The sequence below is a fragment of the Dyella sp. GSA-30 genome (assembly GCF_027924605.1).
In the GTDB taxonomy this organism is placed as follows: domain Bacteria; phylum Pseudomonadota; class Gammaproteobacteria; order Xanthomonadales; family Rhodanobacteraceae; genus GSA-30.
Map to the genome: position 1 here is coordinate 2,655,945 of NZ_AP027042.1, position 14,190 is coordinate 2,670,134.

13 protein-coding genes are annotated in these 14,190 nt (G+C 62.9%); 8 read left to right on the top strand and 5 right to left on the bottom strand.

Annotated elements, in window-relative coordinates; all coding sequences use genetic code 11:
• The first annotated feature begins 33 nt into the window (after window positions 1-33).
• Both QMG46_RS11710 and QMG46_RS11715 read left to right on the top strand, forming a co-directional pair.
• Window positions 34-993, top strand: coding sequence for a cation diffusion facilitator family transporter (locus tag QMG46_RS11710; RefSeq protein ID WP_281852695.1), 960 nt, complete (start codon window positions 34-36; stop codon window positions 991-993).
• A gap of 99 nt (window positions 994-1,092) precedes the next feature.
• The gene (locus tag QMG46_RS11715; RefSeq protein ID WP_281852696.1) at window positions 1,093-1,257 is read left to right on the top strand and encodes a 30S ribosomal protein THX; all 165 of its coding nucleotides are present in this window, start codon (window positions 1,093-1,095) and stop codon (window positions 1,255-1,257) included.
• Between the two features lie 191 nt (window positions 1,258-1,448).
• On the opposite strand, the gene hutI is transcribed toward QMG46_RS11715, so the two are convergent.
• From hutI to QMG46_RS11730, 3 genes are read right to left on the bottom strand one after another with little or no spacing between them, the layout of a single operon-like run.
• Window positions 1,449-2,666: an imidazolonepropionase gene (hutI, locus tag QMG46_RS11720; protein WP_281852697.1), complete on the bottom strand. Its 1,218-nt coding sequence runs from the start codon at window positions 2,664-2,666 to the stop codon at window positions 1,449-1,451.
• Window positions 2,663-4,093 carry a chloride channel protein gene (locus tag QMG46_RS11725; protein WP_281852698.1) on the bottom strand — a complete coding sequence of 477 codons (1,431 nt, stop codon included), beginning with the start codon at window positions 4,091-4,093 and terminating at the stop codon, window positions 2,663-2,665. The genes hutI and QMG46_RS11725 overlap by 4 nt, the downstream gene beginning before the upstream one ends.
• Window positions 4,090-5,664 carry a bifunctional GNAT family N-acetyltransferase/carbon-nitrogen hydrolase family protein gene (locus QMG46_RS11730; RefSeq protein ID WP_281852699.1) on the bottom strand — a complete coding sequence of 525 codons (1,575 nt, stop codon included), beginning with the start codon at window positions 5,662-5,664 and terminating at the stop codon, window positions 4,090-4,092. The genes QMG46_RS11725 and QMG46_RS11730 overlap by 4 nt, the downstream gene beginning before the upstream one ends.
• A gap of 93 nt (window positions 5,665-5,757) precedes the next feature.
• Here QMG46_RS11730 and QMG46_RS11735 point away from each other — a divergent pair, with 93 nt between their 5' ends.
• Together QMG46_RS11735 and QMG46_RS11740 are read left to right on the top strand one after the other, a co-directional pair.
• Window positions 5,758-7,125, top strand: coding sequence for a formimidoylglutamate deiminase (locus QMG46_RS11735; protein WP_281852700.1), 1,368 nt, complete (start codon window positions 5,758-5,760; stop codon window positions 7,123-7,125).
• Window positions 7,126-7,247: 122 nt separating this feature from the next.
• Window positions 7,248-7,415: a hypothetical protein gene (locus QMG46_RS11740; protein WP_281852702.1), complete on the top strand. Its 168-nt coding sequence runs from the start codon at window positions 7,248-7,250 to the stop codon at window positions 7,413-7,415.
• 307 nt (window positions 7,416-7,722) lie between these two features.
• Here the strand turns inward: QMG46_RS11740 and QMG46_RS11745 are convergent, their stop codons facing one another.
• Window positions 7,723-8,643, bottom strand: a complete 921-nt coding sequence (locus QMG46_RS11745; protein ID WP_281852703.1) for a LysR family transcriptional regulator — start codon at window positions 8,641-8,643, stop codon at window positions 7,723-7,725.
• Window positions 8,644-8,776: 133 nt separating this feature from the next.
• On the opposite strand from QMG46_RS11745, the gene QMG46_RS11750 reads away from it, so the two are divergent.
• On the top strand, window positions 8,777-9,892 hold the full coding sequence (locus tag QMG46_RS11750) for an aldo/keto reductase (protein WP_281852705.1): 1,116 nt from the start codon (window positions 8,777-8,779) through the stop codon (window positions 9,890-9,892).
• Between the two features lie 72 nt (window positions 9,893-9,964).
• On the opposite strand, the gene QMG46_RS11755 is transcribed toward QMG46_RS11750, so the two are convergent.
• Window positions 9,965-10,480 carry a Spy/CpxP family protein refolding chaperone gene (locus QMG46_RS11755; protein ID WP_281852706.1) on the bottom strand — a complete coding sequence of 172 codons (516 nt, stop codon included), beginning with the start codon at window positions 10,478-10,480 and terminating at the stop codon, window positions 9,965-9,967.
• Between the two features lie 188 nt (window positions 10,481-10,668).
• Here QMG46_RS11755 and QMG46_RS11760 point away from each other — a divergent pair, with 188 nt between their 5' ends.
• The 3 genes from QMG46_RS11760 to QMG46_RS11770 all read left to right on the top strand — a co-directional run bounded on the left by QMG46_RS11760 (window position 10,669) and on the right by QMG46_RS11770 (window position 14,182).
• Window positions 10,669-11,361: a response regulator gene (locus QMG46_RS11760; RefSeq protein WP_281852707.1), complete on the top strand. Its 693-nt coding sequence runs from the start codon at window positions 10,669-10,671 to the stop codon at window positions 11,359-11,361.
• The gene (locus QMG46_RS11765) at window positions 11,358-12,722 is read left to right on the top strand and encodes a sensor histidine kinase (protein WP_281852708.1); all 1,365 of its coding nucleotides are present in this window, start codon (window positions 11,358-11,360) and stop codon (window positions 12,720-12,722) included. The genes QMG46_RS11760 and QMG46_RS11765 overlap by 4 nt, the downstream gene beginning before the upstream one ends.
• 188 nt (window positions 12,723-12,910) lie before the next feature.
• Window positions 12,911-14,182: an MFS transporter gene (locus QMG46_RS11770; protein WP_281852710.1), complete on the top strand. Its 1,272-nt coding sequence runs from the start codon at window positions 12,911-12,913 to the stop codon at window positions 14,180-14,182.
• The last annotated feature ends 8 nt before the right edge of the window (window positions 14,183-14,190 follow it).

The following is a 14,190-nucleotide window of genomic DNA, read 5'->3' on the forward strand; positions in this document are numbered from 1 at the left end:
TAACGACGCACTCGCTTCCTAGCATTCACACCTATGAACTCCACACACGCGCATTCGCACGACCATGACGATCATGCGCACCACGACCATGATCACGGTGCCGCAGCCGGCGCAGGTCGTGAACGCAAGCTGCTGTTTGCCTTTGTCCTGACCGTACTGATGATGGTCGCCGAGGCCTTTGGCGGCTTTTGGTCCGGCTCGCTGGCGCTGCTGGCGGATGCCGGACATATGCTGGTCGACTCGCTAGCCTTGCTGCTTGCCGTTGTCGGCGCATGGCTGGCCAAGCGTCCGGCCGATGCGCGGCGCACCTATGGTTATGGGCGGTTGGAGGTACTTGCCGGTTTCGTCAATGCGCTGACGCAGTTCGTGCTGGTCGCTTTTATCGCCTATGAGGCGATCATGCGCCTGTTCCACCCGGGCGAGATTCTGTCCGGTGTGATGCTGGTGGTGGCGTTGATTGGCCTGGCCGTCAACGTGGTGGTTCTGCGCACGCTCCACGGTCATGCTCACGACGACGTCAATCTGGCGGGCGCGACCTTGCATGTGCTGGGTGACTTGCTCGGCTCGGTAGCCGCCGTACTGGCTGCGCTGGCGGTGCGTTGGCTGGGCTGGAACTGGGCCGATCCAGTGCTTTCGATGCTGGTTTCGCTGCTTATCCTGGGCAGCGCCTGGGGCCTGCTGCGGCGCTCGGCGCATATCCTGCTGGAGGGCGTGCCCGAGGGCATGGATACCGCCGAAATCACCGAAACCCTGCGTCATGCCGATGCATCGATCCGCGATGTTCACCACGTTCACGTCTGGCAGCTGGCCTCCGGTTCGCGCATGGCGACCTTGCATGCCGAGGTACACGAAGACGGCCAAAGTGCGCAGGCGCTGAAAGTCATCAAGGACGTACTGAACGATCGCTTCGGCATTCAGCATGCCACCGTGCAGATCGATCCGGGCCCGTGCCCGGACGAGCCCCTGGGCTGTGCCGGTCACGGTCATCCTTAAACGCCTCGGCGCGGCCTCCATTCAGGCTGACCCTTGCGCTTTGGGCCGGCACTGATACGATGTTTGGCCGTCACTTTCATATATATCAGGAGTTTCCCCATGGGTAAGGGCGATCGTAGAACCCGTCGCGGCAAGACCTATCGTGGCAGCTACGGCAACAGCCGCTTGCACAGCGCCCAGCCGGCCGTGGTCGGCACGAAGGACACCGTGACCAAGCCGGCTGCCGCCAAGAAGGCCGCCGCGCCGAAGAAGAAGTCGGCCTGAGTCATCCGACTCGGCCCAAGAGCCCCCGTTAGCGGGGGCTTTTTTTTGCCTGCACGCTTAGGAAGCCTGGAGTAGCCTCGGCTTTTCTTATCGTCATCCCGGCGTAGGCCGGGACCCAGTGGCTTCGGTTGTCGGTTTTCACGAGCCTGGTCGTGACTGAAGTCGCTCCTACAAAAAATAGGCGGTTATCTTCAGTCGAATGCGATGGAACGTCCTGCGACGTAAACGCTGTGCGCCAGCGAACCGCCTATCCAATAACACAGTTCGGCCGGGCGCTGGACGTTCCAGACCACCAGGTCGGCGCGTTGATTCACCTCCAGCGTGCCGCGATCTCGCAAACCCAGCGCACGTGCCGCATGCACCGTGACACCACGCAAGGCCTCTTCGGGCGTGAGTCGAAACAGCGTGCACGCCATACCAGCGGCCAGGCGCAGCGACAGCAACGGCGAGGTGCCGGGGTTGCAGTCGGTAGCGACAGCCATCGCTACGTGGTGGTCGCGGAGCGCGGCAATCGGCGGCAGCTTGGTTTCGCGCAATGCATAGAAAGCACCCGGTAACAGCACAGCCACCGTACTGGCCGCTGCCATGGCGGCGATGCCACTATCACTCAGGTATTCCAGATGATCGGCGGACAGGCCCCGGTATTCGGCAACGAGCGCGCTGCCATTCTGATCGGAAAGTTGCTCCGCATGCAGTTTCACCGGCAGGCCCAGCGCCTTGGCGCGTTCGAATACGCGGCGCGTCTCCTCGCGGGTAAAACCGATGTTCTCGCAGAACGCGTCGACGGCATCGACCAGGCCTTCGCCAGCAAGCGTCGGCAGCATCTGGTCGCAAACGGCGGTGACGTACGCTTCGCGTTGATCCTTGTGCGACGCGGGCAAGGCATGCAGGCCAAGAAACGTGGTGCGCACATCGATACCCAATGTGCTGCCGATGCGCCGCGCGACCTGCAGCATGCGACGTTCGGTCTCCAGTTCCAGCCCATAACCGGATTTGATTTCCAGCGTGGTGACGCCATCGGCGAGCAGTGCGCGAGCGCGTGGCAAGGACTGCGCGAGCAACTGCGCTTCGTCGGCTGTGCGTGTGGCGTTGACCGTCGACGCGATGCCGCCGCCGGCACGCGCGATCTCTTCGTAGGTAGCGCCATTGAGGCGCAAATCGAATTCATGCGCGCGATCGCCGCCGAAGACCAGATGCGTATGGCAGTCGATGAGTCCGGGGGTAACCAGCGCGCCATCCAGGTCGATGGTGTTCTTCGCCTCGGCATTCGCGGGCAGGTCGGCATGCTTGCCGACCCAGGCAATCTCGCCGTTGTGCAGGGCGATGGCGGCGTCGGAGATCAAGCCGTAGGGCGCATCGGTGGCAAACGTCGCCAGCTCGGCGTTGATCAGCAAGGTATCCCAGGTCATGGTGTCGGCTTCGTCGGCTCGGCTTGAGTGTCGTCTACGACAGCATCGGCGGGTGTTGCCGCCGCTTCAAGCGCCTTGCGTTGTTCGAAATCGTGGATCAGTTTGTCTGCCAACGCCTTGTACACCGGCTTGCGGCAAACCAGGGTCGATGTAGCGCGAGCGAGCAGGCAAGTGGCCATGATCGGCAGGGCCATCTGTTGATTGGCGGTCAGCTCCATCGAGATGACCGTTGCCGTCAGCGGTGCTTGAGTGACGCCGGAAAGGTAGGCGGCCATGGCCAGCAGAATGATCGACGCCGGATCGATGCCAGGCATGAGCGCCGCGATGTTGCTGCCCAGGCCCGCGCCGACGGCCAGCGCCGGAGAGAAGATGCCGCCGGGAATGCCGGCCCAATACGAAGCAATGTTGCCGAGGAACTTCAATGCGCCAAAACCGGTAACCGTATCCGCATGCCCTTCGAGCAGGGCCTTGGCCTGCGCGTAGCCGGTGCCATACAAGCCGTTGTGCGTCAGTTGGCTGAGCAGGACCAGGGCGAGGCCGCAGGCCGCCGCAAATACGACGGGCTGGCGCGCGCGCAAGCGCCCCACCGCGCCGCGGAAACCGGTGTCGCTGGGCAGGATCAGGCGCGCGAACAGGCCGCCGGCCAGGCCGCAGACAATGCCGGTGGCCAGTACGGCCCACCACGCTTCACCCAGCGGCAGGGCGATGTTGAATTGGCCGAAATAGGCGTAATTGCCCAGAATGCCCAACGATACGACGCCGGAAATGATCACTGCCGTAAGCAGGATGCCGCTGATGCGATGTTCGAACGCGCCGCTCATTTCTTCGATCGCGAACACCACGCCGGCAAGCGGTGTATTGAATGCCGCCGCCAGGCCTGCGGCGGAACCGGCCAGGATGAAGCGTCCTACGGCGGCCGGCTCGGCAAACCCGAAACGGCGCCCGAGCGAGTACAGCAAGCCTGCGCCGACGTGCACCGTCGGGCCTTCACGGCCGACCGATGCGCCGCCCAGTAGCGCCGCCAGGGTCAGCGCCATCTTGCCGATCGCCACCCGCAGGCTGAGCAGGTTGCTGCGAAAACCTTCGTCCTCGACCTTCAGGGCCGCAATCGCCTGCGGAATACCCGAGCCACGTGTCGGCTTAAGTGCTCCTGCCGTCAGCCAGGCCAGCAGGGCGAAGGTGGCTGGCGTGATCAGAAACGCCCAGAGGCGATTGTGCGTGACGACTTTTTGAAACAGGCCGAAGACATAGTCCGCTGCCTGCGCGAAACCCACCGCCGCCAGGCCGACCAGCACCGCGCCGCTCCAGAACAGGATGCGACGGCGCCATTGCACTGGCGAGAAGAGATCGTTGCTGGCGGCAAGCCGTTGCAGTCGTCCTTGGGGTGTACGCACGGGTGGTTCGTCGTGCGGATCCTGCTCATTCATTTGCTGCTTTCCGGCTTGCGCGTCCAACGGGTTTCGTACAGATCGAAACGGCGATCCTTGAGATTCTGCACCGCGCCCGAGTTGCGTGCACGTGCGAGATTTTCCAGGCTGAGGTCGGCAAACAGCACCGTCTCGATATTCGGTGTGGAGTCGGCTGCAATGCCGTCGCGCGCAAACGGGAAATCGCTTGGCGTGAGAATGCAGCTCTGGCCGTACTGAATATCGAAGTTGTTGACGCCGGGCAGGTTGCCGACATTGCCCGACAGCACGACATAGCACTGGTTCTCGATGGCGCGCGCCTGCGAGCAATAGCGCACGCGCAGATAGCCTTCACGCACGTCGGTGCAGAACGGTACGAACAGGATCAACGCACCCTGGTCGGTCAAGTGTCGCGCGACCTCGGGGAATTCGGAGTCATAGCAGATCATCACGCCGATCGGTCCGCAGTCGGTCTGGATCGTCGCCGCGGTGTCGCCGCCGGTGATGTTCCAGACGGTACGTTCGCTGGGCGTCGGATGCAGCTTTTCGCGCTCGTGCAGCGAACCGTCGCGCAGGCAGACGTAGCAGACGTTGTGGATGTCGCCGTTGGTCTGCTCGGTCGGGTGCGAGCCGGCGATGATGTTGATGTTGTAGTGCACCGCCAAGCGCGTGAAAAGCTCCTTCACCTGTGGCGTGTAATGGCTCAGCTTGCGAATCGCTGCGACCGCCGACAGTTCCTCGTTTTCGATCGACAGCAATTGCAGCGTGATCAGTTCGGGAAAGGTGACGAAGTCGGCGTTGTAGTCGGCGGCGATATCGGTGAAGTATTCGACCTGCGTGGCGAATTCTTCAAACGACTTGATTCGCCGCTGCTGGTACTGCACCGAAGCGACGCGCACCGAGTCGGGCAGGCGTTGCGGTGTGGGAATCGACGGCGTATCCGGGTGATTGAGCAGACGCGGGTTGCGCCACACCAGATGCGCGGCGTAACCGAGCGAGTCGTAGTCGGACGGTACATAGCCGCGCAGCAGGCCAATGACCTGGAATTCGTTGTTGAGCTGAAAGCTCAAGGTCAGGTCGCGGCGCTTGCCTTCGAGCACGGCCTGAACATAGCCCTCGGCACTGCCATAGCGCTGGATGTTGCGCGCCAGTCCGGGAATGCGGCCGCCGAACACGATGCCGCGCAACTTCAGGTCCGTGCACAGCCGCTTGCGTGCCTGATACAGCCGTTGGCCGATGCGCATGCCGCGAAAATCCGGATGCACCACCACTTCCATGCCATACAGCCAGTTGCCATCGGCCTTGTGTCGCGACGCCATGCCGCCACCGGTGATCTGCATCCAGGTATGCGGCGCCAGAGCGGTCGCTTCGTCGATGCGGAAGGTGGCGCAATAGCCGACCAGGCGTCCTTCGTATTCGACAACGAACTGGCCTTCCGGAAAATGCGTCTGCTGCGAGCGAAGCATTTCCTCCGAATGGCCCCATTCGGGCGTGTAGACGCGGGCGGTCAGATCGACCAGGGCGGGTACGTCGGCGGGAACGGCCTGACGCACCAGCAGCTTGGGAGTGTGCTCGGGGGTTTTCTTGGCCATGTGCTTAATTATGGATGAAATGGCGTGAACGCGAGAGCCGCGAAGTTATGCAGTTCATCTAAACTGCCCAGGATTCCCGCCGAGTCCTAGCTCATGATCGATACCGACCGCCCCCGCAACTACCGCGCCGATCAACTTTGGCTGGCCGACGGATGGAGCACTGACGGTGTGGTGGCGGTCGATGCGAGCGGGCATCTGGGCCCTACCGACGGCCCTGCGGAGCGACTTGGCGCCTGGGTGCTGCCGGGTATGCCCAACCTGCATTCGCATGCGTTCCAGCGCGCCATGGCCGGTCTGGCCGAGCGCAAGGGACGCAGCGACGACAGTTTCTGGACCTGGCGCGAAACCATGTATGCCTTCGCCGCCGCCATCGGGCCGGAACAGCTCAAGGCGATTGCCGCGCAGCTGTACGTGGAAATGCTCAAGGCGGGTTACACCCAGGTCTGCGAATTCCAATATCTGCATCATCGTCCCGACGGCACGCCATACGCGCAGGCCGAGGCGATGTCGCTGGCCCTGATCGAAGCGGCGCGCGAGGCGGGCATCGCGCTTACCTTGTTGCCGGTGCTTTATATGAGCGGTGGCTTCGATGGCCGTGCATTGACCGCGCGCCAGCGGCGTTTCGGTCACGATGTGAATGCCTATCTGCGCCTGCTGGAAACCTTGCGTCGCCACGAGCGCGGGGATTTGCGCGTCGGTGTCGCCTTGCACTCCTTGCGCGCCGTACCGGAAGTCGCAATGCGCGAGGTGCTCGCTGCCGAGCTGACGCGCGACATGCCGATTCACATTCACATCGCCGAACAGATCGGCGAAGTGCAGGACTGTCTGGCCACGCGCGGCGCGCGGCCGGTGGAGTGGCTGTTCGATCATGCCGATGTCGATGCTCGCTGGTGCCTGGTACACGCCACGCATGTCGAAGACCGCGAAGTGCGGCAGATCGCACGCAGCGGAGCGGTCGTCGGTTTGTGTCCGACCACCGAAGCGAATCTTGGCGATGGCTTGTTTCCCTTGTCCGATTACCTGGATGCGCACGGCGTGCTCGGTATCGGCTCGGACTCGCATATTTCGGTATCACCGGTCGAAGAACTGCGCTGGCTCGAATATGGCCAACGCCTGGCGACGCGGCATCGCAACATCGCCGCACGCAAGGAACGCGACAGCGTGGGCGAGACGCTATGGCGGGCCGCACTGCAAGGCGGTGCACGCGCTGCGGGCTTGCCGATCGGTGAATTGCGCGAAGGCGCGCGTGCGGACCTGATCGTACTGGACGATGCAGCACCCCAACTCGCCGCGCGCTCGGCCAATGCGGTCATGGACAGCTTCTTGTTTGCCGGCAACGCGCCGCTGGTGCGCGACGTGCTGGTCGGTGGGCAGTGGGTGGTGCGCGATTTCCATCATCGCGATGAGGCGGGCATTGCCGCGCGGTATCGCAGTGTGGTGGAGCAGCTTGCCGCCACCTGAATGCGTGTAGGGCGACCGCAGGTACTTGGCATGAACGGAAGTTATCGACGCCAAGTCATGCGTGTCATCGTGAATTCGAACGATCGCGTTTCTCGTCGTGAGTCCACGAGAGGAGCGCACCTATGCGTCGTTTGATGATGATCTGCCTAAGCACCGCCGCCTTGCTCGCCAGCGCCGCTGCATTGACGGGATGCGTGGTGGTAGAGCCGCGTCATCCGCATTACGAGCGTGTCTGGGTGCCGGGCTACTGGGCACCGGGTCACGTGTGGGTCGAAGGCCGTTACCGCTGACGCTGCTCTTGTAACCCCGCCTATCTTGTAGGAGCGACTTCAGTCGCGACCGGCCGTGACGCAACCGTCCCGCAACCGTCCCGTCGCGACTGAAGTGAACCTCTAATAACCTCAGATTTTCCTATCGTCATCCCGGCGCAGGCCGGGACCCAGTGGCATCGGTTTTTGGTTCTCGCGATAGAACTGACTTTTTTAGGCTATCGCGATAACCGTTTGCAAGGCCACTGGGTTCCGGCCTACGCCGGAATGACGAGTAGGAGGTTTTTCGACGTTCCCTGAAGTCGCTCCTACAAACGGGCTGAGTTTTTTAAAGGGTATTGGCCAATCGTTCACGTAGAAAATCGATAAACACGCGCAGTTTCGGTGGCACCTGGAAACGGCTGGGGTAGTAGAGATAGAAACCGTCGAACGGCGGTAGCCACGGATCGAGCACCGTTTCCAGGTGGCCTGCGGCGATGGCCTTGCGCACCATCGGCTCCACCGCATGCATCAAGGCGAGCCCTTCCAGGGCGGCATGGATGCCGATCGCCGGTTCGTTGGTGGTGATGGGGCCGTCGACATCCATATCGAACCATTGCCCGCGCGATGCGCCGCTGCGATGGGCAAATTCCCAACGATAGATCGCTCCGCTGCCGACGTAGCGGTAGCGCACGCATGCATGTTGCTCCAGGTCACGCGGATGCTGCGGTCGGCCGTATTTTGCGAAGTACGCCGGTGAACCGATCACCACGGCGCGTACCTTGTCGCCCAAAGGCACGGCGACTACGTCGCGCGCCAGGCGCTCGCCCAATCGAATGCCGACATCGAACCCTTCGGCCACCAGATCGATCAGGCGGCTGTCGCACAACACCTCGAGTTTCACATCCGGATAGGCGCGCAAGAATTCCACCAGTACTGGCCCGATCAACCAGTCGAGCAGGTTCTGCGGCATTGTCACGCGCAGGGTGCCGGCAGGGCGTTCCCCGTGTTGGCGCAGCGCTTCCATGGCAGCGTCGATTTCATTCAACGCGGGCGTGATGCGCGCCAGGAAATCGGTGCCGGCTTCGGTCAGGCCCACCTGACGCGTGGTCCGATGCAGCAGTCGCACGCCGACGCTGGCTTCCAGTTGCTTGAGTGTCTGGCTCAGCGCGGACGGCGTGACCTCCAGCTCGGCCGCGGCACGGGTAAAGCTGCCATACCGGGCGATCAGCCGGAAAGCTCGTAAAGCCGCAGCATGCTCGTCACGCATTAATTAGCTCATCTAAATAAAGCATCAAGAAGATGCCTATTTTTCAAGGGAATGGCAAGGCGCAGACTTTGCCTCAAGCCGGCGTTCAAGCCGCCCCTTCAGCCCCATCCCTTTAGCCCTCGAGGAGTTCGCGATGTCGCTCGATCAGTACTACACCCTGGGTCAGTCCGGTTTGCGCGTCAGCCGCCTCTCGTTGGGCGCCATGACGTTCGGCGATCAATGGGGCTGGGGCGCGCCGGAAGAAACCGCTCGTGCCATGTTCGATCGCTACCTGGAGCGTGGCGGCAATTTCATCGATACCGCTGACATGTACACCGAGGGCCACAGCGAAACCTTGCTTGGCCAGTTCATTGCCGATAACGGCACGCGCGATCGCGTGGTGCTGGCGACCAAGTTCACCTACAACGCGCAACCGGGCAATCCGAACGCCGGCGGCAACGGCCGCAAGAACATCATGCGTGCCGTGGAGGGTTCGTTGCGCAGGCTGCAGACCGACTACATCGACCTGTACCTGCTGCATACCTGGGACCGCGTCACGCCGGCCGAAGAGGTGATGCGCACGCTGGACGACCTGGTGCGCGCTGGCAAGATTCGCTACGCAGGCCTGTCGGATGTGCCGGCATGGTATGCGGCACGCGCCCAGACCTGGGCACAGGCGCACGCGCTGACGCCGCTGGTGAATCTGCAGTTGGAATACTCGTTGATCGAGCGTCATATCGAACACGAATACACCGCGCTCGCCACGCAGCTCGGCATGGGTATTACCGCTTGGAGCCCGCTCGGTATGGGTCTGTTGTCGGGCAAGTATCGTCCGGGCGAGGGCGGTGGTACCGGGGACGGCCGGCTGGCCAAGGTTTCCGGCGCGCCTGGTTTCGATCGCTTCACCGAGCGCAACTGGCGCATCGTTGCCGAGCTGGAACAGGTGGCCAAGGCTATCGGCAAGCCGATGGCGCAGGTTGCCTTGAACTGGGTGGCGACGCAGCCGGGCGTCGGTTCGGTGATCGTCGGCGCGACCAAGCTGACGCAACTGGACGACAACCTTGCCGCACTCGATTTCGAACTGCCAAGGGAACTGCGCCAGCGACTGGCCGCTGCCAGCGCGCCGGAAACGCCGTTCCCGTACTACATGTTTGGCGATACGCAGCAGACGCGCATCCATGGTGGCGTCGCCGTGGGTGACAAGCCGGCCGGCTACGCGACGCCGGTATGGGTGCCCGCGCAGCAAGCACCGGCGTTGTCTTCGCGCTGAGACGTCCTCGCGCTAAAAAAGCAGGACAAAAAAAAGCCGCCGGCGCGAGCCGGCGGCTTGTCACGTGCAGGATTACTGCGCGGACTGGGTGGTACCTGCAGCTTGCTGCGCGTGCTGTTGCTTCCACTGCTGGATGCGCTGCTGGCGTTCGGCTTTTTGCGTGGCGAGCTGGGCCTTCTGCGAGCTGGTCAGGATGTTGTAGACCTGGGCGCGGGTGGTGGCGCCCTGGGTTACGCGAGCCTGGGTCAGGCTGGCTTCGGCCTGGGCGAGGCTGGCGGCAGCCTGCTGGTAGCCGGCCGCATCCGGGGGCATCGCTTCGAAGGCCTCGCGCTGCTGACGCACGGCCTGCATCTGCGGCTTCAGCTGGGCAAAGCCCTGTTGGAAGATCTGCTTCACCTGGGCCTTCTGATCGTCGGTCAGGTTGAGCTTCTTCAGCGCCATGAACGCGCCGTGATGGCCACGATGACCGCCGTGCCAGCCACCCGGGCCGCCACCGGCCGGGCCACCGTCCTGCGGGGCCGCGAAGACGAGCGCCGAGCAGCCAAGGGCAGCGGTGAGGAGGAACGACAGGGGAAGAATCTTACGCATGGTGTTTGCTCCGTTGGGGGGACGACTCACTTGCGAACATATTGGACGACAACGGGGCGTTTAAGACCTTTGCGGGTACGTAAAGATGGGTAAAGACGGGGCAGGAAACAGGGAATAAACCGTAGGCTTGCGACGATCGCAAGATTCCACCATCAAACGCGCTCCCTGTTCCCCATTAACATCCCCCCATGTCCCGAATACTTATCGTCGACGACGACCGCGAACTCTGTGCCTTGCTGGCCGAATATCTGCGCCGCGAGGGATTGCAGGTCGATGTGGTGCACGACGGCGAATCTGCGCTGGCCCAGCTGCGAGACCCGGCCACGCGTCCGGACCTGATGATTCTCGATGTGATGATGCCGGGGCAGAACGGCCTCGATACCCTGCGCGAGCTGCGTCTGCAGCACCGCCTGCCGGTGATCATGTTGTCCGCGCGTGGCGAGCCGGTCGATCGGGTGGTCGGCCTGGAGCTCGGTGCCGATGACTATCTTTCCAAACCCTGCCTGCCGCGTGAGCTGCTTGCCCGCGTGCGCGCGCAGTTGCGTCGGCACACGGTGGAAGGCGCCGCGGCATTGACGATCGGTCAATTGCGGCTGCTGCCCGGCGAGCGCCGTGCCTATGTCAACGAGCAGGAACTCAGCCTCACCGGTGCGGAGTTCCTGCTGCTCCTTACGTTGGCGCAGCGCACCGGGGAGGTGATCGACAAGGCAACGCTGACGCGTGCCGCGCTGGGACGCGAGATCGAGCGCTTCGATCGTAGCGTCGATGTGCATGTCAGCCGCTTGCGCCACAAGTTGACCGAGGCGGATGAAACGTCGCTGCGCATCGAATCCGTGCGCGGTGCGGGCTACGTGCTGGTAGCCGGCGGAGCGCGTGCATGACAGGTTTCAAGAGTCCCTTGCGCAGTCCGCTGTTCTGGCGGCTGTTGCTTTCGTTCTGCGCCGTCACCTTGCTCGCGCTGTTTCTCGGCGGCGTGCTGACGCGGCGTTTTATCGAGTACTCTTCGGCACAGGACATCGACTGGCCGTCGATCGCGCAATCGGCGACGCAGGCGCTGGAGGCCGGCGGCAAAGAGGGATTTGAGACCTGGGCACGGCAGGAGCGCCGCGATGGCGTGGATGTCACGCTCTACGAAAACGGGCAGTCCTTGCGCGAGATGCGCCTGCCGTCCTCGATACGTGCCCAGGTGCCCGAATGGCTGGATGCCGAACGTGATATCCAGCTCGAGCCCTGGCCCGGCTACTACGTTGCCGTGCAGCAGGTCACGGGCAGCGATGGCACGGTGCGCGAGATGGTTGCGACGAGCAGCTCGCGTGCACGCGTGTCGCCGCGTATGCGACAACAGATTTTCCTTGGCGTGCAGTTGGGTTTGTCGCTGCTGTTTATCGCCATTGCCGGCTGGTGGGTGGCACGTAGCGTGGCGCGACCGGTGGAGGCGCTGCGCGATGCGACGCGACGCATGGCCGCCGGCGAGTTTTCCACACGCGTGGGCACGCCGTGGAAAGGCAAGCATGATGAGCTCGGTCAACTGTCGCGCGATTTCAACGGCATGGCCGAACGTATCGAGACCTTGATCGTGCACGAACGTGGGGTGTTGCAGGACCTGTCGCACGAATTGCGTTCGCCGCTGGCCCGGCTGCATCTGATCATGGATCTGGCCCAACACAGCACAAGTGCCAACGAAGCCGCGCCGCATTTTGCACATGCCGAGCGGGAGATCATGCGGCTGGACCGCATGACCGGCGAAATGCTGGCGCTGTCGCGGCTCGAAGCCGGTTTGCCCGGCATGGAGCGCGAGCACGTAGCGCTTGTGCCGATGATTGCCGAACGCGTAGATGCAGCAGCATTGGATGCGCAGGCGCGACAGGTAACGTTGCGTCAAACTGGACGTGGGGACATCGCCATTCAAGGCAGCCCGCTCCTGCTTGAGCGCGCGCTCGACAACCTGATTTCGAACGCGATCAAGTTCAGCCCGGAAGGTGGCGAGATTCTGGTGGATGTCGAGCTGGAGCAGGGCATGGCCGCACTGCGCATTCGCGATCACGGCCCCGGCGTACCCGAGGAAGAACTCGGCCTGATGTTCCGTCCCTTCTATCGCGGCAGCAATGCGTCGCGGGCAGAGGGTCATGGGCTTGGCTTGGCGATCGTACAGCGCGTGGTACAGGCTCATGGCGGCGAGATCGAGGCGAAGAATGCCGAAGGTGGCGGCCTGGAAATCGTCATGCGGCTACCGTTGGCTTGAGGGGGGGGCGACAAACCCTCCTACTCGTCATCCCGGCCTGCGCCGGGATGACGATTGTTGTGAGGTTGTCGAGACTCCCTTCAGTCGTCGATCTTCTCGACGCCGTTATCGATAGATAGCCGATCGCTATAAGTCCATCGTGTGATCGTTATCGATTGATGCAGTACATCAGCTTATCCTGTGCACTCATGGACCAGCCGATTTCAAAAGCCACGACGGTCGAGACAGACGACTGGATCCGTCACGGTACGCCTGCTTTTCGAGCCACTAATCTGGCCCTGTTTGCCGCGGGCCTGTCGACGTTCGGGCTGCTTTATTGCGTGCAGCCGCTGATGCCGGAATTCAGCCGGCACTACGGTATCGACGCGGCAACCAGCGCGCTGTCGCTATCGGTGACCACCGGCGTGCTGGCCATCGCGATGCTGTTTGCCGGCGGTCTGTCCGATAGCTGGGGACGCAAACCGGTGATGGTGGTGTCGCTGCTGGCGTCGGCCGTGCTGGTGCTCCTATCGGCTTGTACGACCGGCTGGCATCAGCTGTTGCTGTTGCGCACGTTGCTTGGTCTGAGCCTGAGCGGTCTGCCTGCGGTAGCGATGACGTATCTCAGCGAAGAGATGCATGCGGACTCGATCGGCCTTGGCATGGGCCTGTATATCAGCGGCAGTGCGGTCGGCGGCATGGGCGGGCGCCTGGTATCGGGTGTGCTGGCCGAATGGTTCGGCTGGCGGATCGGCATCGCAGCGGTCGGTGTGATCGGTCTGGCCGCGGGGTTGGTCTTCTGGCGTGCGTTGCCTGCATCGCGGCATTTCGAAGCCAGGCCCTGGGCGGCGAAAGCGTTGTTCGGACGTTTCGCGGCGATGTTTCGCGATCCCGGGCTGCCATGGCTGTTCGCCGAAGGTTTCCTGCTGCTGGGGGCCTTTGTCACGGTCTACAATTATCTCGGCTACCGTCTTCTCGCGCCGCCATATCGCTTGAGCCAAGCCGTCGTCGGGCTGATTTTCAGCGTCTATCTGGTCGGCACTTTCAGCTCGGCCTGGATGGGGCATCTCGCCGGCAAGCTGGGGCGCCGCAAGGTGCTGTGGACCGCCTTTGCGCTGATGCTGGTCGGCACAGCGCTGACCCTGGCCGATGCGTTATGGCTGGTCATCCTCGGCATTGTTGCGGTGACATTCGGTTTCTTCGGCGGCCATTCCATTGTCAGCAGTTGGGTAGGGCGACGAGCGGGCGCATCGAAAGCGCAGGCGTCTTCGATGTACCTGTTTTCCTATTACATGGGATCGAGCATTGCTGGTGCCAGCGGCGGCCTGTTTTATGCGGCTCACGGTTGGACTGGCGTCGCCGCCTTTGTCGGTGGGCTGGTGCTGGTCGGCTTGTTGATTGCCTGGCGACTCTATCGCCTTGCGCCGCTTGCGGGTGTCGTGACACCAGCGACGCCCATGAGCAAAGGTGCTATGCCTTGAAGATCGCG

Coding starts and splice junctions, on each gene's coding strand:
- QMG46_RS11710 (WP_281852695.1), top strand. CDS start 34: ATGAACTCCACACACGCGCATTCGCACGACCATGACGATCATGCGCAC.
- QMG46_RS11715 (WP_281852696.1), top strand. CDS start 1,093: ATGGGTAAGGGCGATCGTAGAACCCGTCGCGGCAAGACCTATCGTGGC.
- hutI (WP_281852697.1), bottom strand. CDS start 2,666: ATGACCTGGGATACCTTGCTGATCAACGCCGAGCTGGCGACGTTTGCC.
- QMG46_RS11725 (WP_281852698.1), bottom strand. CDS start 4,093: ATGAATGAGCAGGATCCGCACGACGAACCACCCGTGCGTACACCCCAA.
- QMG46_RS11730 (WP_281852699.1), bottom strand. CDS start 5,664: ATGGCCAAGAAAACCCCCGAGCACACTCCCAAGCTGCTGGTGCGTCAG.
- QMG46_RS11735 (WP_281852700.1), top strand. CDS start 5,758: ATGATCGATACCGACCGCCCCCGCAACTACCGCGCCGATCAACTTTGG.
- QMG46_RS11740 (WP_281852702.1), top strand. CDS start 7,248: ATGCGTCGTTTGATGATGATCTGCCTAAGCACCGCCGCCTTGCTCGCC.
- QMG46_RS11745 (WP_281852703.1), bottom strand. CDS start 8,643: ATGCGTGACGAGCATGCTGCGGCTTTACGAGCTTTCCGGCTGATCGCC.
- QMG46_RS11750 (WP_281852705.1), top strand. CDS start 8,777: ATGTCGCTCGATCAGTACTACACCCTGGGTCAGTCCGGTTTGCGCGTC.
- QMG46_RS11755 (WP_281852706.1), bottom strand. CDS start 10,480: ATGCGTAAGATTCTTCCCCTGTCGTTCCTCCTCACCGCTGCCCTTGGC.
- QMG46_RS11760 (WP_281852707.1), top strand. CDS start 10,669: ATGTCCCGAATACTTATCGTCGACGACGACCGCGAACTCTGTGCCTTG.
- QMG46_RS11765 (WP_281852708.1), top strand. CDS start 11,358: ATGACAGGTTTCAAGAGTCCCTTGCGCAGTCCGCTGTTCTGGCGGCTG.
- QMG46_RS11770 (WP_281852710.1), top strand. CDS start 12,911: ATGGACCAGCCGATTTCAAAAGCCACGACGGTCGAGACAGACGACTGG.